Origin of the sequence: Clostridium sp. OM05-5BH, from assembly GCF_003481505.1 — a bacterium.
Taxonomy (GTDB): domain Bacteria; phylum Bacillota; class Clostridia; order Lachnospirales; family Lachnospiraceae; genus Otoolea; species Otoolea fessa.
This window is the reverse complement of the sequence record NZ_QULJ01000004.1, coordinates 215,867-234,600: the sequence shown is the minus strand read 5'-3', so window position 1 is coordinate 234,600 and position 18,734 is coordinate 215,867. Positions and strand designations below refer to the sequence as shown.

General features: G+C 49.3%; 19 protein-coding genes. 1 reads left to right on the top strand and 18 read right to left on the bottom strand.

Translation table 11 applies throughout. From position 1 onward, the window contains the following. Positions 1-244 precede the first annotated feature (244 nt). Both DXB70_RS07340 and DXB70_RS07335 read right to left on the bottom strand, forming a co-directional pair. A complete protein-coding gene (locus DXB70_RS07340; protein ID WP_117795139.1) occupies positions 245-856 on the bottom strand; it encodes a class I SAM-dependent methyltransferase in 612 nt (203 codons plus the stop codon). 56 nt (positions 857-912) lie between these two features. After that, on the bottom strand, positions 913-1,134 hold the full coding sequence (locus DXB70_RS07335; RefSeq protein ID WP_118672989.1) for a peptidase M50: 222 nt from the start codon (positions 1,132-1,134) through the stop codon (positions 913-915). 293 nt (positions 1,135-1,427) lie between these two features. Here DXB70_RS07335 and DXB70_RS07330 point away from each other — a divergent pair, with 293 nt between their 5' ends. Continuing rightward, positions 1,428-1,871 (top strand): hypothetical protein, encoded by a 444-nt coding sequence (locus DXB70_RS07330; protein ID WP_117795137.1) that lies wholly within the window; start codon positions 1,428-1,430, stop codon positions 1,869-1,871. Between the two features lie 139 nt (positions 1,872-2,010). Here DXB70_RS07330 and DXB70_RS07325 read toward each other — a convergent pair whose 3' ends face one another. The 16 genes from DXB70_RS07325 to DXB70_RS07250 form a co-directional block, all read right to left on the bottom strand. After that, a complete protein-coding gene (locus DXB70_RS07325) occupies positions 2,011-2,802 on the bottom strand; it encodes an RnfABCDGE type electron transport complex subunit B (protein WP_022359780.1) in 792 nt (263 codons plus the stop codon). 15 nt (positions 2,803-2,817) lie between these two features. Further along, a complete protein-coding gene (locus DXB70_RS07320) occupies positions 2,818-3,393 on the bottom strand; it encodes an RnfABCDGE type electron transport complex subunit A (RefSeq protein WP_107001556.1) in 576 nt (191 codons plus the stop codon). Continuing rightward, positions 3,393-4,094, bottom strand: a complete 702-nt coding sequence (locus tag DXB70_RS07315; protein ID WP_022359778.1) for an electron transport complex subunit E — start codon at positions 4,092-4,094, stop codon at positions 3,393-3,395. Before DXB70_RS07315 ends, DXB70_RS07320 begins: the two co-directional genes overlap by 1 nt. Positions 4,095-4,108: 14 nt before the next feature. After that, entirely contained in the window at positions 4,109-4,717 is a 609-nt protein-coding gene (locus DXB70_RS07310) for an RnfABCDGE type electron transport complex subunit G (protein ID WP_022359777.1), read from the bottom strand. Continuing rightward, positions 4,717-5,658, bottom strand: a complete 942-nt coding sequence (locus DXB70_RS07305; RefSeq protein WP_107001558.1) for an RnfABCDGE type electron transport complex subunit D — start codon at positions 5,656-5,658, stop codon at positions 4,717-4,719. The genes DXB70_RS07310 and DXB70_RS07305 overlap by 1 nt, the downstream gene beginning before the upstream one ends. A 13-nt stretch (positions 5,659-5,671) precedes the next feature. Then, positions 5,672-6,997, bottom strand: a complete 1,326-nt coding sequence (rsxC, locus tag DXB70_RS07300) for an electron transport complex subunit RsxC (RefSeq protein ID WP_107001559.1) — start codon at positions 6,995-6,997, stop codon at positions 5,672-5,674. A 375-nt stretch (positions 6,998-7,372) separates the two neighbouring features. Further along, positions 7,373-8,743, bottom strand: coding sequence for a sodium-dependent transporter (locus DXB70_RS07295; RefSeq protein ID WP_107001560.1), 1,371 nt, complete (start codon positions 8,741-8,743; stop codon positions 7,373-7,375). A gap of 169 nt (positions 8,744-8,912) precedes the next feature. Next, complete coding sequence (locus DXB70_RS07290; protein ID WP_107001561.1) at positions 8,913-9,809, bottom strand: ribokinase; 897 nt, start codon at positions 9,807-9,809, stop codon at positions 8,913-8,915. 21 nt (positions 9,810-9,830) lie between these two features. Then, positions 9,831-10,859: a LacI family DNA-binding transcriptional regulator gene (locus DXB70_RS07285; RefSeq protein WP_118672987.1), complete on the bottom strand. Its 1,029-nt coding sequence runs from the start codon at positions 10,857-10,859 to the stop codon at positions 9,831-9,833. Beyond that, complete coding sequence (locus DXB70_RS07280; RefSeq protein ID WP_107001563.1) at positions 10,856-12,001, bottom strand: M20 family metallopeptidase; 1,146 nt, start codon at positions 11,999-12,001, stop codon at positions 10,856-10,858. The genes DXB70_RS07285 and DXB70_RS07280 overlap by 4 nt, the downstream gene beginning before the upstream one ends. A gap of 25 nt (positions 12,002-12,026) precedes the next feature. Beyond that, the gene (locus tag DXB70_RS07275) at positions 12,027-12,773 is read right to left on the bottom strand and encodes a glutamine amidotransferase (protein ID WP_107001564.1); all 747 of its coding nucleotides are present in this window, start codon (positions 12,771-12,773) and stop codon (positions 12,027-12,029) included. Between the two features lie 31 nt (positions 12,774-12,804). Then, positions 12,805-14,079 (bottom strand): ArgE/DapE family deacylase, encoded by a 1,275-nt coding sequence (locus tag DXB70_RS07270; protein ID WP_118467445.1) that lies wholly within the window; start codon positions 14,077-14,079, stop codon positions 12,805-12,807. A 32-nt stretch (positions 14,080-14,111) separates the two neighbouring features. Further along, complete coding sequence (locus tag DXB70_RS07265) at positions 14,112-15,050, bottom strand: nucleoside hydrolase (RefSeq protein WP_107001566.1); 939 nt, start codon at positions 15,048-15,050, stop codon at positions 14,112-14,114. 41 nt (positions 15,051-15,091) lie between these two features. After that, positions 15,092-16,042: an ABC transporter permease gene (locus DXB70_RS07260; RefSeq protein WP_243027552.1), complete on the bottom strand. Its 951-nt coding sequence runs from the start codon at positions 16,040-16,042 to the stop codon at positions 15,092-15,094. Then, positions 16,039-17,085, bottom strand: a complete 1,047-nt coding sequence (locus DXB70_RS07255; RefSeq protein WP_117795128.1) for an ABC transporter permease — start codon at positions 17,083-17,085, stop codon at positions 16,039-16,041. Before DXB70_RS07255 ends, DXB70_RS07260 begins: the two co-directional genes overlap by 4 nt. After that, positions 17,082-18,620, bottom strand: coding sequence for an ABC transporter ATP-binding protein (locus tag DXB70_RS07250; RefSeq protein WP_118638545.1), 1,539 nt, complete (start codon positions 18,618-18,620; stop codon positions 17,082-17,084). Before DXB70_RS07250 ends, DXB70_RS07255 begins: the two co-directional genes overlap by 4 nt. Positions 18,621-18,734: the final 114 nt, after the last annotated feature.

The window sequence follows — 18,734 nt, the reverse complement described above, 5'->3', positions numbered from 1 at the left end:
CATATCAACGGATGGCATCTCTTTTTATTTCTCCCTTTTTACAAAAGTGTGTCTGATGCATACTAACTCATAATTATACGAAACACCACTCTTTTATTCATTTTCTATTCATTTCTGGCTAATGGGTATTCATTTTTACTCTAAGTTGTCGTGCAATTTATTAGATTTGAATTTTTGAAAGAGCCAGCACCTTGAATGGGCTGACTCTTTCAATGTCACCTGTAATTGACAAACTGGAATTTGGCTATTTCGTTGCAACAATACTTATCCAATGATTTTTTGCATTTGAATACGTTTTGATCTCTGTAAAACCCGCTTCTTTCAAAGCGGCAACAAGTTGTTTAGATGTGTAAATCTTCATACCATTGATCATTTTTGTCCATTTTTCATCTGCGGCATTCGTTCCGTCACTCTCGTTACAAATCAGGAATATGCCTTCGCTTTTCAGCACACGGTTGATCTCGGAAAAGCATTTTACTAATCCTGGCCAAAAGTAAACTGTTTCGAAGGCAGAAACATAATCAAAAGTCGCGTCAGAAAAGGGTATAGCAGATACATCTCCTTGAACTACATTACATTTCCCTTGTTTAATGGCGAGGGCGTTCAATTTTTGAGATTCTGCCACACTAACCTCAGAATAATCCATTCCTGTCACGTGGCCATTTCCACATCTATCAAGCCAGACCGCAATATTTGCTCCGCCGCCACAGCCGACGTCCAGAACTTCAGCATCAGACTTCGCGGAGATATTTGAGAATCCCCATTGCGATAATTTGGCGTGACCGCTGTTCATCATCTTCGTCATCAATTTTCCGCCGAAGCCTTGTGGCTTACGGGTATTTTCAAAAAATTTCATTACAGAATTCCTCTTCCACAAATACCGGTTTTCTTAATTCGACAAACCGGTATTGCTCAATCGTTTTTCTCCGTTAGGAGAATATACAATCCATAAATAAAAAGAACAAGGAATAAAACCGTAGGAGTCAATAATCCATTTTCTAAAATACTTACAATCATTCTTCCAGGTGGCGTTACCCATTCAGTTGCTGGATTTTGCATTGCCACTATTATCATTCCCACAATACCAACAACACCACTTAATGTTAAAAAACCACCTTTTATATTTCTACTCATAATCATTACCTCCTCGTTAAATACCGATTAGTATAACAGTAGTCTAACACATGTTGTTTAAAAATACTACAGCCAAGCTAATGTCTGTAATTTGCCCTAAAATTTCATTTTATGGAATTTGGACTACTTGATTTTCTAATCGCATACGCAATTTGTGAAATGTATCATTATACTGTTGATACATCAGACACACAAATGTAAATAGGGACTTTTATTTTTATAACAAATCATATTCTTTCATTTTCCCTCAAACCGTCTCATACACTGTACTAAACGAATTCCGGAGCTTTCTTATGAGTTCAAAAACAAAAATTGTCGTACTCCGCATGAAAGAGATTATTTATACTGCTATCTTTATCGGGCTGGGGCTTCTTCTCATCGCGCTTCTCCTCATCATGTTCCGTCCTGGAAGGAAGACACAGAGTGCTTCTGCCCCTGCTGCGGCTGGTATCCACTATCTGCCAGGCATGTACAGTTCTACCCTGACACTTGGCAGCCAGGCAGTCAATGTCGAAGTCACGGTTGATTCCACCCAAATCACCTCTGTTACCTGCCGTCCTTTAAGTGATTCCATCGAAACTATGTACCCGCTGCTCTCCCCTTCCGCTTCGCATCTCTCGGAGCAGATCGTGAGCACGCAGTCGCTTGAAAATCTCTCCTTTGAAAGCGGCAGCCAGTATACCTCACAGGCACTCTTAAATGTGATACATACCGCACTGGCGAAAGCGATCCTTTAAGTTTCATATCACTCCATATAGCTTCTTCTAATCAAAACGTCCGGCTGAACCGTCTTTCCAAACGGTTCAACCGGACGTTTTACTTCCGTATTCGTGACTGTTCAGTACCTTCACAGTCACGCGTATTCATTTACGTTATTTACTGAATAACCTTAACCGGGCACTTCGCTGCACAAGCTCCGCAGTTTACGCACTTCTCATAATCGATAACAGCTACGTTGTTATCCATATGGATTGCGTCAAACTTACACTGCTTGGTACACAGCGTACAGCCGATACAGCCAACCTGGCAGGCTGCCTTGACAGCCGGTCCACGATCGTGGGAGCTGCACTGTACCAGATGTTTTGCCTTGTACGGTACCAGGTCGATCAGGTGTTTCGGGCAGGCTGCCACGCAGGCACCACACGCTACACACTTCTCTTTGTCTACAACCGCTACGCCGTCTACCACGTGGATTGCATCGAATTTACATGCCTTCACACAGGTTCCGAAACCGGTACAGCCGTAAGAACATGCCTTTGCACCGCCACCCGGTACAACGGATGCCTTCGCACAGTCCTCGATACCATGGTACTCGTATTGTACTTTTGTCTTGTCGCAGGTACCTTTACATTTAACGAAAGCTACCTTCTTCTCAGAGGAACCAGCCTCTACGCCCATGATAGCAGCGATCTTCTCGCCAACCGGAGCACCGCCGACCGGGCAGGCATTAACCGGAGCTTTGCCCTCTGCGATGGCCTTTGCAAGACCATCACAGCCCGGGTAACCACAGCCACCGCAGTTGTTGCCTGGCAGCTCTTCACGAACAGCTGCCTCTTTTTCATCTACTTCAACTTTAAATTTCGCGCCGAACAGACCCAGACCGACACCAACGATGATGCCGACTGCCGCGATCACGACAGCAGCGATAATGATTGAATTCATATCCATTTTCGTCTCCTCCTTCTACAGTAATCCGGAAAATCCGAGAAATGCAATCGCCATCAGACCAGCCGTTACAAGTACGATAGGAGATCCCTGGAAGTTATACGGGATATCATTTCCCTCGATGTGCTCACGGATACCTGCCAGAAGCACGATGGAGATGGTATAACCAACGGCTGTACCAACACCATTTACCACGCTCTGTAAAAATCCATATCCGTTCTGGACGTTTGTCAGGGCAACACCAAGAACGGCACAGTTTGTTGTAATCAGCGGAAGGAATACACCCAGCGCGTTATACAGGGAAACCATGCACTTCTTTAAGAACATCTCAACGATCTGAACCAGTGCTGCGATAACGAGAATGAAAACGATGGTTTTCAGGTAATCGATACCAAGCGGTGCCAGAACGAACTGATAAATCAGGTTTGCAACGATGGATGCGATGGTAATAACGAAGATAACCGCACCACCCATACCAGCTGCTGTTTCAACTTTTTTGGATACGCCGACGAAGGAGCAGATACCGAGGAACTGGCTCAGTACGACGTTGCTGACCAGCGCCGAGCTTATCGCAATAATAAGTAATTCTTTCATCACTTCTCCTCCTGTTCCTTCTTAACTTCTGCATCATGACCAGCACAGCTTAAGCAGTCGCCGCTGCAGCAGCCACCCTTCTTCTTCTCTTTTACGGAACCGTTTGTTGCACACGGCATCTTCAGACGATTCTGAAGAGCAGTCAGGCAAGCCAGTACGAAGAATGCACCCGGCGCCAGGATGAAGATTGAGATCGGCTGATAGGAAGCCGGCATAATCTGGATACCAAAGATAGTACCTGCACCCAGAAGCTCACGGAAAGAACCGATGAGTGCCAGAGCAACTGTAAATCCAAGTCCCATACCGATACCGTCAAATGCAGACAGGATCGGACCGTTCTTCATAGCATATGCCTCGGCACGGCCAAGGATGATACAGTTAACTACGATCAGCGGAATGTAAAGTCCCAGGGAAGCATATAAGCTTGGAACGAAACCTTCCATCAACATATCTACGATGGTTACGAAGGATGCTACGACTACGATCTCTGCCGGCAGACGTACGCCGTCCGGAATGATCTTACGAAGCAATGCAATCAGAAAGTTCGCCGCAATCAGTACGGCGGTTGTCGAAAGTCCCATGCCGACACCGTTGATGGCGGAAGTGGTTACCGCCAGGGTCGGACACAGACCCAGCATCTGAACGAAAATCGGGTTTTCTTTCCAGATACCGTTATATAAGCGCTCTACATATTTATTCATAATCTTTCCACCTCCTACTGTGCCAGGCAGTTAGCCACGAAATAGATAGCTGCATCTGTCGCGTTGGTGACTGCCTTGGAAGTGATCGTTGCACCACTGATGGCTTCAATCTGATTATCTGCAGACGCGCCTGTCTTTGTAACTTCCAGGTTCTCAGCTTTCTTGCCGATAAACTGATCCTTGAAATCCGGTTCTTTGGCTCTCATACCAAGACCTGGCGTATCGCTGATGCTTAAGAAACCGATACCGGTCAGCTCGCCCTCGTTGGTGATACCAACTGCGATCTGCACGTTGCCGCCGTAGCTCTCTGCGGAGGTAGAGGTAATCAGGTAACCGATCTGGTTGCCGCTTGCATCCAGCGCTTCTTTTGCATCATTGATGGTAACTTTTCCAAATCCCCACTCAGAGATGCTGTCCGCTGCAGCAGTTACTGCGTCAGCCAGCTCCTGCGGTTCATCAAAGCTTGCCGCATCCGGGTAAACTTCCTGATAAGTTTTAGTAGCTGCTGCCTCCTGTGCCTGTGCAATCGGATCCAGCGTAATATCATGTACTGTTCCCAGACAGATACCAGCTACCAGAGTAATAACGAAAAGGATGATTGTATTTTTGATAATCTGGTTCATTATTTCTTCTGACCTCCTTTTCCAAATGCTGTCGGAAGCGTATAGCGCTCAATCAGCGGAACCAGCAGGTTGCTGAAGATGATCGCATAGGAAACGCCCTCCGGAGAAGCACCCCAGAGACGGAAGATTCCGGTTACGATTCCGAGGATCAGTCCGTATACGATCTGTCCCTTCGGAGTCAGAGGACTCGTTACATAATCGGTTGCCATAAAGAATGCACCGAAGATAAGACCACCTGCACAGATCTCACTGAGAGAATAGGTCAGGTTGAATCCGCCAAACAGGAATGTAAATACAAATACGGTTCCAATGTAAATCAGCGGAATAACCGGGCTGATAACTTTGCGGACTACCATGTAAATCGCACCAATCAGCAGGGCAATTACAGATACCTCACCGATAGTTCCCGGGATACGTCCGATTACCAGGGATGCCAGATCCACTGTCTCACCGGCTCTTAACTGTGCCAGCGGAGTTGCACCTGTCAGACTGTCAAATCCAAGCTTTGCGGATGAGAAGTTATTCATAAACAGAGCGAAGGAAGTCAGAAGGAAACATCTGGCTGCCAGTGCCGGGTTCATGAAGTTCTGTCCCAGACCACCGTAAAGCTGTTTTACAACGATGATTGCAAAGAATGCACCAAGAACCGGGATCCAAACCGGGATTTCCGGCGGCATATTCAGTGCAAGAATCATGCCGGTAACAACTGCACTGCCGTCCGAAATCGTAATCGGCTTGTGCATTAATTTCTCATAAAGATACTCGGCTGCCACACTGGCGATCACGGTAGCGATCAGAACCAGAAGTGCATTCATGCCGAACTGCCATACACCATAAACACTGGCAGGAATCATGGCGATCACAACGTCAAACATCAGGCGCTGTGTCGTAACTCCGTCACGAACGTGAGGTGATGACGATACTTTTAATAATTTTTCCATTTCTTCCCACCTCCTACTTTCTGCGGCTGGCTGCTACTGCCTTACGCATCTCTTTGAATGCCTGGGTCAGCGGCCGTCTTGCCGGACAAGCATATGCACAGCATCCGCACTCAACGCATTCCATGCCGTTTAAGCTCTGGAATTTCTCAAGGTCGTGAGCCGTAGATGCCTTCATCATCAGCGGAGGTACAAGATGCTCCGGACAAACGCCTACGCAGCGTCCGCAGCGGATACATGCTGACGGCTCCATCGCTGCTACCTGATCCTTGGTAAAGGTGGTCAGAGCAGATGAAGTCTTCGCTACCGGGAAGTCAAGGCTGAAAAGAGCCTGTCCCATCATAGGACCACCGGAAATCATCTTCTCCGGTTCCTGTTTAAAGCCGCCTGCTGCCTCTACCAGTCTCTGATAGTTGGTACCAAGGCGTACCTCAAAGTTCTGCGGCTCTGCAATGGCATCACCGGTTACCGTAATGATCTTGCGGATCAGCGGAGTTGTCTTGCATACTGCATTATAAATAGAAGCAACGGTATCAATATTGTCTACGATACAGCCTGCATCTGCCGGCAGCATGGAAGAATTGATCTCACGTCCTGTCACTGCATAGATAAGTGTACGCTCACCACCCTGCGGGTACTTGGTAAGCAGCGGACATACTTCGATTCTCGGCTCGTCCTTTACCATCTCCGTCAGCTTCTTGATAGCCTCCGGCTTGTTGTTCTCGATACCGATAACACCCTTCGCATTGTCAAACAGCTGAAGCATAACCTTCAGGCCGCCGATAATCTGCTCCGGACGCTCCATCATGGTACGATAGTCACTGGTTAAGTACGGCTCGCACTCTGCACCGTTGACGATAACGTAATCAATTGCGTTCTCATCTTTCGGAGTAAGCTTTACATGTGTCGGGAAACCAGCGCCGCCCAGGCCGACGATACCGGCATCCTTAACGATCTTACGGATCTCTTCTTTCGACAGCTTTGTTGCATCTCTGTCTGTTCCGAAGCCCTCAATCGCCTCTTCTTCACCGTCATTCTCCACCAGGATTGACTGAACCATTGCACCATTAGCAACCAGCTTGGACTCGATTCCCTTTACCGTACCGGAAACAGAACTAAGTACGTTTGCGGAAATAAATCCGCCTGCCTCTGCAATGATCTGGCCTTTCAGCACGTGATCGCCCTTCGCTACCAGTGGTTTCGCAGGTGCGCCAATGTGCTGGGACAGCGGATAAACCATGATCTCGCCCTGTAACGGTTCGAGAACCTTGATCGGCTTATCCTCAGACAGTTCTTTACCCTCATATGGATGAATGCCGCCTATAAATGTAGCCAAACCCATCAATTAAACCCTCTTTCTCTTACTAAATTTTCCTTCATCCTCCACCCATTCACCTCCCGTCAGATGCCTTTTCTGCCGAAATTGTGAAAATATTATCGGGCGTAGGAGCTAGAATCTACCGCGTATAGTATAACACAGGTAAAAAAAATTCACAATTGAAAAATGAATCTTCTGCCCCCTTCACTCTGTATAAAAATTAATACAAATGGTTATAATATAGCTTTTGTTTATACAGAATCAACAAAACTGTGTAAAAATCCCGTAAAACTTTCCCTTAAATACTATGTCAATAGCCTTGGCGAAAAAAGGAAAGTCCGGCGGAGTTTGCCTCTGCCGGACTTTCCTTTTTTCTCGTTACCTAAAGAGCTGCACAGTCTACTGGAAAAACTTACTCCAGTACCCCTGCACAAAAATAAACAGCACAATCAGTGGAATGACATATGTCACATACGCTCGCACCTGGCGCGGGAACTTCACGCCTTTTCCCTCATTTGCCTCCTTGAGAAAATTCTCAAATCCCCATCCATACCGGCTGGTACAGAACATCAGGTAAACGAGACTTCCGAGTGGAAGCAGGTTGTTGCTGACGATGAAATCCTCGAGATCCAACACGTTGCTGCCCTCTCCGAACGGCATGAAACCACTCCAGAGATTGAAACCCAGCACGCACGGAAGCGACAGGACCGCAATCACCACCAGATTGACGCAGACTGCCTTTTTGATCGAACAGCCAGTCAGATCCGTTGCAAAGGATACGATATTCTGGAATACCGCTGTGACCGTTGATGCCGCCGCAAAGGTCATAAAGACAAAGAACAGCGTGCCCCAGAAACGTCCGCCTGCCATGTGGTTAAATACATTCGGCAGCGTGATGAAGATCAGGCTTGGTCCCTGTCCTGCCTCGATACCGTAAGCCGCACACGCCGGGAAAATGATAAGTCCCGCCATAAACGCTACCAGCGTGTCAAGGACCAGTACATTGATCGCCTCGCCGGTCAGGCTGCGCTCTTTATCGATATAACTTCCAAAAATCGCCATCGCACCGATACCGATACTCAACGTGAAGAACGACTGTCCCAGCGCCGCAAATACGACCTTGCCGACACCAACCTCCTGAATCTTGCCAAAATCCGGCTTTAAGTAAAATTCAAGTCCCGGACGTCCGCCTTCCATCCGCACCGAATTGATTGCCAGCACAACCATCAGGAATAACAGGCAGACCATCATCATCTTTGTGATCTTCTCAACGCCGTTCTGGAGTCCCATCGCACAGATGGAAAAACAGAATACGACACAGAGCAGCATAAATACCGTCATCAGTCCCGGATTTGCCAGTACAGAGCCAAATTCCCCGGCTACACCGTCCGCATCCAGACCCACGAAATCGCCTTTCGCCATCTTGAACACATACAGCAGAAGCCATCCGGCTACCGTCGTATAAAACATCATCAGGACATAGTTGCCCGCCATCGCGAACCATTTTTCAAAATGCCACTTAGTACCCTTTGGCTCCAGCACATCAAATGAAAGCGCCGCACTCTTCTGGCTCGCTCTGCCGACCGAGTATTCCATAACGATGATCGGAAGACCTAAAAGCACCAGAAATGCCGCATAAATCAGTACAAACGCCGCGCCGCCATACTGACCGACGATGTACGGGAATCTCCACACATTTCCCAGACCGATCGCACAGCCCGCGGAAATCAGGATAAATCCCAGCCGAGAGGAAAAACGTTCTCTTCCCATTTCTACTTACCTTCTCCTTTTTTATTTCTACAGGCCCACACTGACAAGAGTCAGACGGGCGCAAAAAAGAGGCGCCTCCGCAAATCCCGGTACCAGCCCGAATTTCGGAAACGCCACCAAATGGTATTTTACTATATTCTGTTTTAAAAGACAAGTTTTCAGGTGCTTTTTATCCTTCAAACGTCTCGACTTCCTCCCGGTTCGGCACCGACGGAGCTGCTCCTGGGCGGGAAACGGCGATCGCTGCCGCTTTTGCCGCATGTTCCAGCGCCGTCTTCGGGTCTTCACCGAGCTGTAAGCCGCCGATAAAATAACCGGTAAATGTATCGCCTGCCGCCGTCGTGTCCACAACCGGCACTTTATAGATTCCCTGACGAAGGACTGTGTCACCATCGCGGTACACGGAACCATCGCCGCCGAGTGTCAGGACAATCTTCGCCTCCGGGAACTGTTTTACCAGTCCGTTCATCAGCGCCTGCGGATCTTTGGTTGCCTCAATGCCACAGATATCCGACGCCTCCACCTCATTTAATAAGAAGTAATCCACATATTCCAGCGGATAGGACAGGATCTTCGCATTCATCGGGGACGGATTCAGAACGATCTTCATGCCTTTTTCATGGGCTTTCTCCATGATATAGCCGATCTCGCTGATCTCATTCTGTAAAATCAGGAAATCGTCCGCCTCAAACTGTGTCAGGACGCGATCCACCATTTCCCTCGTGATCCGCTGGTTGGCACCGCCATACAGCAGAATGCAGTTCTGCCCTGCCGGATCTTTCTGGATGATCGCGTGTCCTGTCTGCCCGTCGAGATGCTCGATCAACTCCGTGTGGACGCCCGCCTTCTTCATCTGCTCGATAAGGAAATCTCCATCCCCGGCTCCGACAGCTCCGGCGTGCCATACGTCTGCGCCCGCCTTGCTCAGCGCGATCGACTGATTCAGCCCTTTGCCGCCGCTGAATACCTGCAGCGACTCGGAGGACATCGTCTCTCCCGCTCTTACAAAATGATCCACCTGATACGTATAATCAATATTCAGTGAACCAAAATTCAATACCTTCACTCTGCTCCCCTCTCTCTCCGGTTACTGAGACGGCTGTATTCTCGCCGTGCTCTCCCGCACCACCAGTTCCGGCGCAAAGATTACCTTGCTCTCCGGTCTTTTATGTTCCCGTATCTGTTTCAGAAGCAGCCGTACCGCCTCTCTTCCCATCTCCCGTACCTGCTGGCGTATCGTTGTCAGCGGCACCTCCAGCATCCGGGCATAGAAAACGTCATCGTATCCGACAACCGAAACATCTTCCGGTACTTTCTTTCTGTATTCCTTGAGTTTTCTGCATACGCCATACGCCGAAGCGTCGTTGCAGGCGAAAATCGCCGTAAAATCCTGTGAAATGAGCTTTTCGACCGCCGCCGCGCCGCCCTCCTGCGTATACTCGCCGACACAGACGAGACGTTCATCCACCGGAATTCCCGCCTCCTCCATCGCCCGGCAGTAGCCATGGTAACGCGCCTCCGAATCCATCTGGGTCGCATGCGGTCCCACGACGCAGGCAATCCGCCGGTGTCCAAGACTTAACAGATGGCGCGCCGCCAGATAACCGCCGATCTCATGGTCGGTACCGACCGCCGGACAGTTCCGAAGCTCCGGGATCCGGTCAACTACCACATAGGGTATGTGGATCGATTCCAGATAATCAATCTCCTCCGCCGCCATCTCCCGCGTATTATCTTTAGCCATGATAAACACAATGCCGTCCGCGCCTTTATCCGCCAGAAGATCGATATACTCGCGATCCCGGTCATAATTATCATTCGTGTTGCAGAGAATCACACTCCAACCATTTTCGCGGCACGCCTCATCGATCGCGCGCGCCATATTGGCAAAATATACATTGGAAATATCCGGGACGATAAATCCTATGGTCTTGCTCTGCCGCTTTACCAGACTGACCGCGAGCTGGTTCGGACGATAATTCAGTTCCCGCGCCTTCGCTAGGATCTGATTCTTTGTCTCATCCGAGATCTTATATCCTTTTCCATTGAGAACCAGTGAGATTGTCGTCACGGAAAAACCAGTCTCAGCGGCAATATCCTTGATGGTTGCCCTCACTCATCCACCTCCGATGCGATCAGATCCATGAGAACCTGAATGGATTTCTGATATTTTTCTATCTCGACCCGCTCATTTGGCTTATGCGCCATACCTGCCTCGCCCGGACCAAATAAGAGAACGGCTGCATCCAGCTTGTGTTCCACCAGGATCGAAGCATCTGTAAAGAAATTAATCCCAGTCGTCTCCACCGGAAGCCCTTTTTTCTCCAGTTCCTTCGAGAGCTGTTTCACAAGCGGATGGGATTCTCCAATCTCGATCGCCCGCCGGTCATTGACAATCCGGCAGCTGACGCGGAATTTTTCTTCCGATGTAACGGAACGCGCCGCCGCAAACGCCTCCGCCTGACCGACTACCATCTGGCTTGTCAGTCCTGGTGTCATACGGATATCCATGAGAATCCGGCAGGTGTCCGGCGTCATATTTGGCGCCACGCCGCCGGAAATCTGCGTTACCTGCGCGGTCGATGCGCCGAGAACCGGGTGTGTGAAGCTTTTCACATATGTTTCAATCTCACCTGTCAGCGCCATCGCCTGTTCCACGGCATTGCAGCCCTCATGCGGGTATGCCCCGTGGCTCGTCTTTCCGTGTGCTTCTATCTCCAGCCACAGGCAGCCTTTCTGCGCCACGCCCAGCCTGCATCCCGTCGGTTCTCCTATCAGAAGCGTTCCAATCGACGTCTCCGGGACTTCCTTTAAGATCTCCCTGGCGCCGATGCCGCCCTTTTCCTCATCACAGGTTCCGAGGAAATGGATCGTACGCGGCACCGGACGACCGGATTTTTTATATTCACAGAGCGCGTACACCATCGCGGCAAGCCCACTCTTCATATCGCTGGCACCGCGGCCATAGAGAAAACCGTCCCGTTCCACCGGAACCGCCGGGTCAGTCTTCCATTCTCCGGTATCTCCGTAAGGAACCGTGTCCAGATGCCCGTTCCAGAAGATCGGAGCGTCATCCGACTCCCCCTCAAGCTCCGCCAGCACATTGGCATGTGTCGCGTCAATCCGCTGTATATGTGCAGAAATTCCCGATTGTTCGAAATACTTGCACAAATATTCTGCCACTGCTCCCTCGTCATCCCGTCCATTGACACTCCGAATGGTCAGAAGCTCTTTTAAAAGTTTCACCGCTCCGTCCATACGCGCTCTCCTTTTTCCTGCTATCTTATTTCTGAATCAGCCAGTCTGCGATATTCTGCCACAATTTATTGTAGTATTCCCACTCGCAGAATTCCGGCGGTGCCCAGTGCGGTGCACAGTCGGTTGTGACAACACCACTGCGCCCTTTTCCATAAGAAGCAAATGCGATAAACGGATCGCCCTCTACAGTAACCGGAACCTCTGCCTCCGGTTTTGCGATTACCTTATTGTAACCGAGAACCTCCGGCCAGTCGGTCGGAATGCCCTTTAAAGCTTCATGCTCGCCCACGGTTACCGGTTTTACACCCTCGCAGTGTTCCATACGGTCATCGACCGTCAGAACCTCGACTGGAAGAACCTCCTGTACGGCTGTGTCATGCCATTTGCCCTTTGCATCCACGCCGGAGAAGGTCAGATAACCGCCGACCATCAGAAGAGCGCCGCCATCGTTGACATAGTCGCGGATCAGATTGCAGCGGTTCGGCATTTTTTCACTGCGGTTAAACGTAGCGCCCGGCAGAAGCAGGGTGTTTGCTCCGATATCGGACAGAATTACCAGATCATACTGTTTCAGTTCTTCCATTGTAAATGGAAATTCCTCATTTGCCAGATGGTTCGGAAGGAAGGTTACTTCGTAGCCGCCTGCCTCCAATGCAGCTTTCAGCCATTTCTCTCCTGTCTCATAGGTAGAGGTATAAAACGCGTCAAAGCCCTTTACATGGGTGGTATAGCTCATCCAGGACTCGCCTGCCAGTAAAACTTTCTTGCTCATATTTTTATCTCCTTATATATTTATCAATTCCTTATTTCTTCTCTCCCCAGGAAAGAATCAGTTTCGCATACACCAGAATCGCTTCCAGATAGGAATCGAGCTTCAGCCACTCATCCACGGTATGGCACTGTGCGCCCTCGCCCGGTCCGTACTGGATCGTCGGGCATCCGGCAATGTTGCGCCACAGGCGGGAATCACAGCCAAAATGGGATCCTTCCACCTTCACGCTGCGCGAAAGTGCCTCACTGTACGCCTCCTTAAAGGTGTCTACCAGCGGATGATCCTCCTCCATCTCAAACCCATGTCCGGTCTGGTAAATGGAAATCTTCGGCGGGTGTGCCTCCATCCACGCGTCGGAACGGCTGATCCGCTCAACGACCTCTGTAAATTCCTTTACAACCATATCCTGATTCATCAGGGTAGGAACATAGTGGACGCAGGTAGAAAAACTGCACTCGCCCGGCACGGTAGAACCGGCGGTTCCACCCTCGATCACGCCGATATTTAAGCTCGGCGGCGGAAGCAGGCGGTGGCGGATCGTCAGAAGCCAGCGGTGCTCCATCTCATTTAACCCCTGAATTACCTTGATCGCCTTCTCGATCGCGCTGACGCCCTCGGCTTTTGCACCGGAATGGCACGCTTTTCCTTCAAAATCAACCTTAAAGAATACCCAGCCCATATGCGCCAGAATCAGGGTATCGTCGGTCGGCTCGCAGTTGACAACGCCGTCGGCTTTCAGACCGCGCATTACCGCCTGGATCGAGCCATTGCCTCCGCCTTCCTCGTCACACACGGAGGTAATTGTCACATCGCCCGGCAGCTCATACCCGGCATCCTGCAAAAGCTTTACCGCCATCACCGATGCCATCAGACCGCCCTTCATATCCGTGCAGCCGCGTCCGTACATCTTGCCATCCCGAATTACCGGCTCAAACGGCGGGTTCGTCCAGCCGTCTTCCATCTCCGCCGGCATAACGTCAATATGACCGTTAAATAACAGGCTTTTTCCGCCCTGTTTTCCTTTAAATGTCGCATAGACATTGGCACGGTCGGTCTGATTGTGCCCCAGGTTTCCTTCCTGGTGCTTTTTGTAGCTTTCCTGAATCACAGCCTCATCCATCGGATCCACCGTGATCTCGTCGGCTCCCATCGATTCAAACAGGTTTACCATATACTCCTGTCCCTGTTTCTCCAGACCACCATCGATTCCGTGCCCTAAGTCATGGGTATCAATTCCCACCAGATTCTTGAGTTCTTCGATATATTTCTCTTTGTTCTGCTCTAAAACTTCTTTCAGGTCTCTCATCTATATCTGCCTCCGAACACAAGTATTATAAACTATGCCTCGCTGTATCTTCTCAGCCCTGCCTCAACGATATCCCAGAACTTCGCCGCATCGATATCGATCGCTACGTTTGCAGTCGGCTCCTGTCCGCCGTAACCGAAGAAATCGCAGTTAGTACGTCCGTAGGACTGGACGCTGCGGATGTCAATGTCCACATGCATCGGTTTCAAGGTCACAACGCTCGGATCAATCAGCCATGCGATCGTAACCGGATCGTGCAGAGGTCCGCCTTCCCAGCCAAATACCTCTTTCTGGGTCTTGCAGAAGAAGCGCATCAGATCCGCAAAGAGCTTGGATGCCTTATTGCCTATCTTCTCCATCCGGTCAACGATCTCCGGATAGCACAGTACCTTGCGGGTAACATCCAGACCCATCATCGTGATTGGACGTCCGCTGGTAAAGCATACATACGCTGCATCCGCATCGGCGATGATATTGAACTCTGCCGCTGGAGTTACGTTACCATTGGTATACGCGCCTCCCATCAGGACGATCTGTTTGATCTTCGGAATAATCGCCGGTTCCATCCGCATCGCCATCGCCAGATTGGTCATCGGACCGGTTGTCACCATCGTGATATCGCCATCGGACTCCATCAGGGTTTTAACGATGAAATCGACTGCATGCTCTTTCTCTAATTCTTTTGTCAGCGGCGGGAAAACCGGACCATCCAGCCCTGTTTCACCGTGGATATCGCCCGCTATCATTTTTTCACGCACCATCGGCTGTCCGCAGCCCGCATACACTGGCACATCCACACCGAGCCACTGGCACACATTTCTCGCATTAATCTGCGTTTTCTCCAGCGTCTGGTTGCCTGCTACGACTGTAATACCTAACAGATCGATCTTGTCACTGTTCGCCGCCAGCGTGATCGCGACCGCGTCATCATGTCCCGGATCGCAGTCAAGAATAATTTTTGTCTTTTCCATCTGATTATGTCCTCCTTATAGTGTTTTATCTTTCTTCATCATCAGCTTCCCACATGCAGGGATGATTCTCTCTTCTTGTTGGCTGAAATCTTCGCAATCATGGAAATTGCCAGTACCGCGATGGTCACGATATACGGCATCATCAGAACGAACTGGGATGGAATGCCATATGCCTGGAGACGGGCACCGACGGAATCTGAAAATCCAAACAGCAGACAGCCCAGTGTGGTCAGAACCGGGTTGGCACCGCCGAAATACATGGCTGCAACGCCCATAAAACCACGGTTGTTGGTCATGTTCTCGATAAACTGGGTACTGTAACCCAGGGAAAGATGAGCACCTGCCAGACCTCCGATGAGACCGGAAAGCAGCATTGCCTGATATTTCACAGCATTTACTTTGATACCTGCCGTCTTCGCCGCTTCCGGAAACTGACCTACTGCACGCAGACGCAGTCCCCATACAGTTTTATAGAAGAAAAACTGAAGCAGGATAATCAGAACGATGGCAAACCACTCGGTCACGCACCAGTTGTTAAACAGATCCCCCACCACCGGAAGATTGTCTAAAAATGCAACGTTCACACGGGGAATCGCCTTGATATCCGGGCTTGAAAAACTTCCGGTACTGTGGAAAATCGCATTTACCATGAATTTAGTAATAGCCAGTGCCAGCATATTAATACCCATACCGATGGCGCAGATCTCCGAATTGTACCGGATATGTCCCACTGCCATGATCATAGCAATGACAGCACCGGCGATCATCGCTGCCAGAATGCCTAATAACCAGCTTCCGGTAAAGAAGCTGACTGCAACTGCAGTAAAAGCACCTACCAGCATGATACCCTCTGTACCGATATTTAAGATATTGGCCTGCTGAGTGATAGCCGCACAAAGAGCGGCAAAGATGATCGGAGTCGCTGAACGAAACGTTGCATAAATCAGCGACGCATTAAAGATTTTATCAAAATTCTGCATTATCGCATTCATGCCTTATCCTCCTTCTTCTCCTCCGTTTTCTTTTTACGTTTCTTTGCAAACTGGAACGCAGTCTCCATGGTCGCTATGATAATGAACACAGCTGTAATGGTATCAACCAGTGATTTCGGCACACCGGTTGACTGCTGCATTCCCATAGCGCCCGATTTTAAAACTGCCAGGAAAAATGCCATAAATGGAGTCGAAACCATGTTGTTCTTTACAATCAGAGCTGCCAGCATACCATTGCTTCCAAGTCCGGTTGCAAAGTTGTTCAGGAAATATCCATGAACACCCAGAACCTCGATGCATCCTGCCATGCCGCCCAACATACCAGAAAGCATCATGGCACCGATAAACACCTTCTTAGAATCAATTCCCACATAATCCGCATGAGTCGGATTCAGGCCAACGGTACGAATCTTATAGCCCCAGCTGCTCTTCTGAAGCATAAAAATAATCACAATCACGGTGATGGCCGCGATGAAAATACCTACGTTAACACTGCTGGGTTTCATAAACTGATACAGCCTTACCGTAACCGGCAGGGACTGAGCGTTAGCAGTACCCGCACTCATAGGTCCGCTGACCAGATAAGATGTAATATAAAGGGCTACCGTGTTCATCAAAATGGTGGTACATACTTCATTTACATTATAATAGGCACGCAGAACCGCCGGAATAAAGGCCCAGGCAGCTGCTACCGCCATAGCGCCTACAAAACAGGCCACATACAGAGCCGGCTTCGGAAGGAAGGTCCAGTTAATGCCAATATAAGCAGCTGTGATACCGCCCAAGAAAACCTCGCCCTCAACACCTACGTTAAAAGCACCTGCTTTCGCTGCAACTGCAAAGGCAATGGATGTCAGCAGCAGCGGAGTAAATCCTGCCAAGGTTGTGCCCAGACGGAGCTTTCCGTCAAAAGCACCGCGGAACAGCGCCGCATATGCATCAATGGGATTTTCCCCGATGGCTATGATAAACAGCGCACCGACACCCATCGCAACGAGTATCGTAATAAGAATCCTTCGAATACCATTTAATGTCTGATTCATACTGCTGCTTCACCGTCCTTCCCTGTGTCTGTACCGCCCATCATAAGCAGACCCAGATTGTTTTCATTGGCCTCGTCGGCTCTCATCTCACCGGTAATTTTACCTTCATGGATAACTACGATACGATCTGAAAGGGAGATAATCTCTTCCAGCTCTGCCGAAACCAGCAGAACACCGGCGCCTGCCTTTTTCGCCTTTTCCAGGGTATTTCGAATCAGTTCGATGGCACCGATATCTACACCTCTGGTAGGCTGGGATGCTACCAGAAGCTTATTGCCAAGAGATACCTCCCGGGCTACTACTACCTTCTGTGCATTGCCGCCGGATAAGGAGGAGGTAGGAAGATTATAATCCGCCGGGCGGATATCAAACTGCTCTACCATCTCCTTTGCATAAGCATCCTGTCCCGATTTATTCATCATAATGCCCTTGGTAAAGGGAGGCTGATCCAGCCGGACTGCAATCAGGTTTTCCTCAATGGTCATGGCACGGTTCAGACCTCTTGTATTTCGGTCCTCCGGAATATGGGAAAGACCGCTCTCCCTTACTTTTCTCGGACTCTGATTCGTAATATCCTTGCCGCAAAGAAGGATCTTGCCCTTCTCTACCTTGCGAAGTCCGGTGATCGCCTCAACCAGCTCACTCTGTCCATTTCCATCGATACCTGCCACGCCGACAATCTCACCGGCCTTGACATGCAGGGACATGCCCCGGATCTTCGATGTCTCCTTCTGGCTGGGAATCCACACATCCTGAACCTCCAGAATCGTATCTCCCGCCTCAGAATAAGCCTTATCAATGTTTAAGAATACTTCACGTCCGATCATTCGTTTGGTCAGATCCAGCGGAGAGGTTTCCTCTTTATTAACAGTGCCCATATATTGTCCCTGACGCATCACAGAGATGCGGTCTGATATTGCCATAACCTCATTCAGCTTATGAGAAATAAAGACAAGGGATTTTCCATCCTGTTTCAGATTATTCAGGATTTCAAACAGACGTTCCGCCTCCTGAGGGGTCAGAACCGCTGTAGGCTCATCCAGAATGATGATATCAGCACCTCGCATCAATGTCTTGATAATCTCGACACGCTGCGCCTCGCCTACTGAAATCTGGCTTACCTTCTTATCCAGCTGCACGTCCATATGATACTGTTCAATATACTTTTTAACTTCTTTTCTTGCCTTGTCAAAGTCAATTGTCAATCCCTTTTTCGGTTCAAATCCCAGAATAATATTCTCCAGAACCGTCAGCTCATTCACCAGCATAAATTCCTGATGGACCATGCCGACACCGTGCTCAATTGCAAGCTTCGGTGTGATGGTTCCCATCGGTTCACCTTTGACGATAATCTCGCCCTCGTCAATGGGATACATGCCGTACAGAAGCTTCATCATGGTGGATTTACCAGCTCCATTTTCACCAATCAGAGAATGAATCTCGCCCTTTTTCAGAGTAAATTCACCATGCTTTACCGCCTGAACCTGCCCGAAATTTTTGACAATTCCTTTCATCTCCACTACGTATTCGTTCATTCGATCACCCTCTCGTCCGGAAATGCCTGACGGCTCTTTCCAAGAAAAAACATTTTGTTGAAAATGAAGGGGAACCTGAAAGAATTCAGATCCCCCTTCGCCGCCAGGTTTCAC

What these genes read in the sequence shown, in the direction of transcription:
- DXB70_RS07340 (WP_117795139.1), bottom strand. Translation starts at nt 856, where the DNA reads ATGAAATTTTTTGAAAATACCCGTAAGCCACAAGGCTTCGGCGGAAAA.
- DXB70_RS07335 (WP_118672989.1), bottom strand. Translation starts at nt 1,134, where the DNA reads ATGAGTAGAAATATAAAAGGTGGTTTTTTAACATTAAGTGGTGTTGTT.
- DXB70_RS07330 (WP_117795137.1), top strand. Translation starts at nt 1,428, where the DNA reads ATGAGTTCAAAAACAAAAATTGTCGTACTCCGCATGAAAGAGATTATT.
- DXB70_RS07325 (WP_022359780.1), bottom strand. Translation starts at nt 2,802, where the DNA reads ATGGATATGAATTCAATCATTATCGCTGCTGTCGTGATCGCGGCAGTC.
- DXB70_RS07320 (WP_107001556.1), bottom strand. Translation starts at nt 3,393, where the DNA reads ATGAAAGAATTACTTATTATTGCGATAAGCTCGGCGCTGGTCAGCAAC.
- DXB70_RS07315 (WP_022359778.1), bottom strand. Translation starts at nt 4,094, where the DNA reads ATGAATAAATATGTAGAGCGCTTATATAACGGTATCTGGAAAGAAAAC.
- DXB70_RS07310 (WP_022359777.1), bottom strand. Translation starts at nt 4,717, where the DNA reads ATGAACCAGATTATCAAAAATACAATCATCCTTTTCGTTATTACTCTG.
- DXB70_RS07305 (WP_107001558.1), bottom strand. Translation starts at nt 5,658, where the DNA reads ATGGAAAAATTATTAAAAGTATCGTCATCACCTCACGTTCGTGACGGA.
- rsxC (WP_107001559.1), bottom strand. Translation starts at nt 6,997, where the DNA reads ATGGGTTTGGCTACATTTATAGGCGGCATTCATCCATATGAGGGTAAA.
- DXB70_RS07295 (WP_107001560.1), bottom strand. Translation starts at nt 8,743, where the DNA reads ATGGGAAGAGAACGTTTTTCCTCTCGGCTGGGATTTATCCTGATTTCC.
- DXB70_RS07280 (WP_107001563.1), bottom strand. Translation starts at nt 12,001, where the DNA reads ATGGACGGAGCGGTGAAACTTTTAAAAGAGCTTCTGACCATTCGGAGT.
- DXB70_RS07275 (WP_107001564.1), bottom strand. Translation starts at nt 12,773, where the DNA reads ATGAGCAAGAAAGTTTTACTGGCAGGCGAGTCCTGGATGAGCTATACC.
- DXB70_RS07270 (WP_118467445.1), bottom strand. Translation starts at nt 14,079, where the DNA reads ATGAGAGACCTGAAAGAAGTTTTAGAGCAGAACAAAGAGAAATATATC.
- DXB70_RS07265 (WP_107001566.1), bottom strand. Translation starts at nt 15,050, where the DNA reads ATGGAAAAGACAAAAATTATTCTTGACTGCGATCCGGGACATGATGAC.
- DXB70_RS07260 (WP_243027552.1), bottom strand. Translation starts at nt 16,042, where the DNA reads ATGAATGCGATAATGCAGAATTTTGATAAAATCTTTAATGCGTCGCTG.
- DXB70_RS07255 (WP_117795128.1), bottom strand. Translation starts at nt 17,085, where the DNA reads ATGAATCAGACATTAAATGGTATTCGAAGGATTCTTATTACGATACTC.
- DXB70_RS07250 (WP_118638545.1), bottom strand. Translation starts at nt 18,620, where the DNA reads ATGAACGAATACGTAGTGGAGATGAAAGGAATTGTCAAAAATTTCGGG.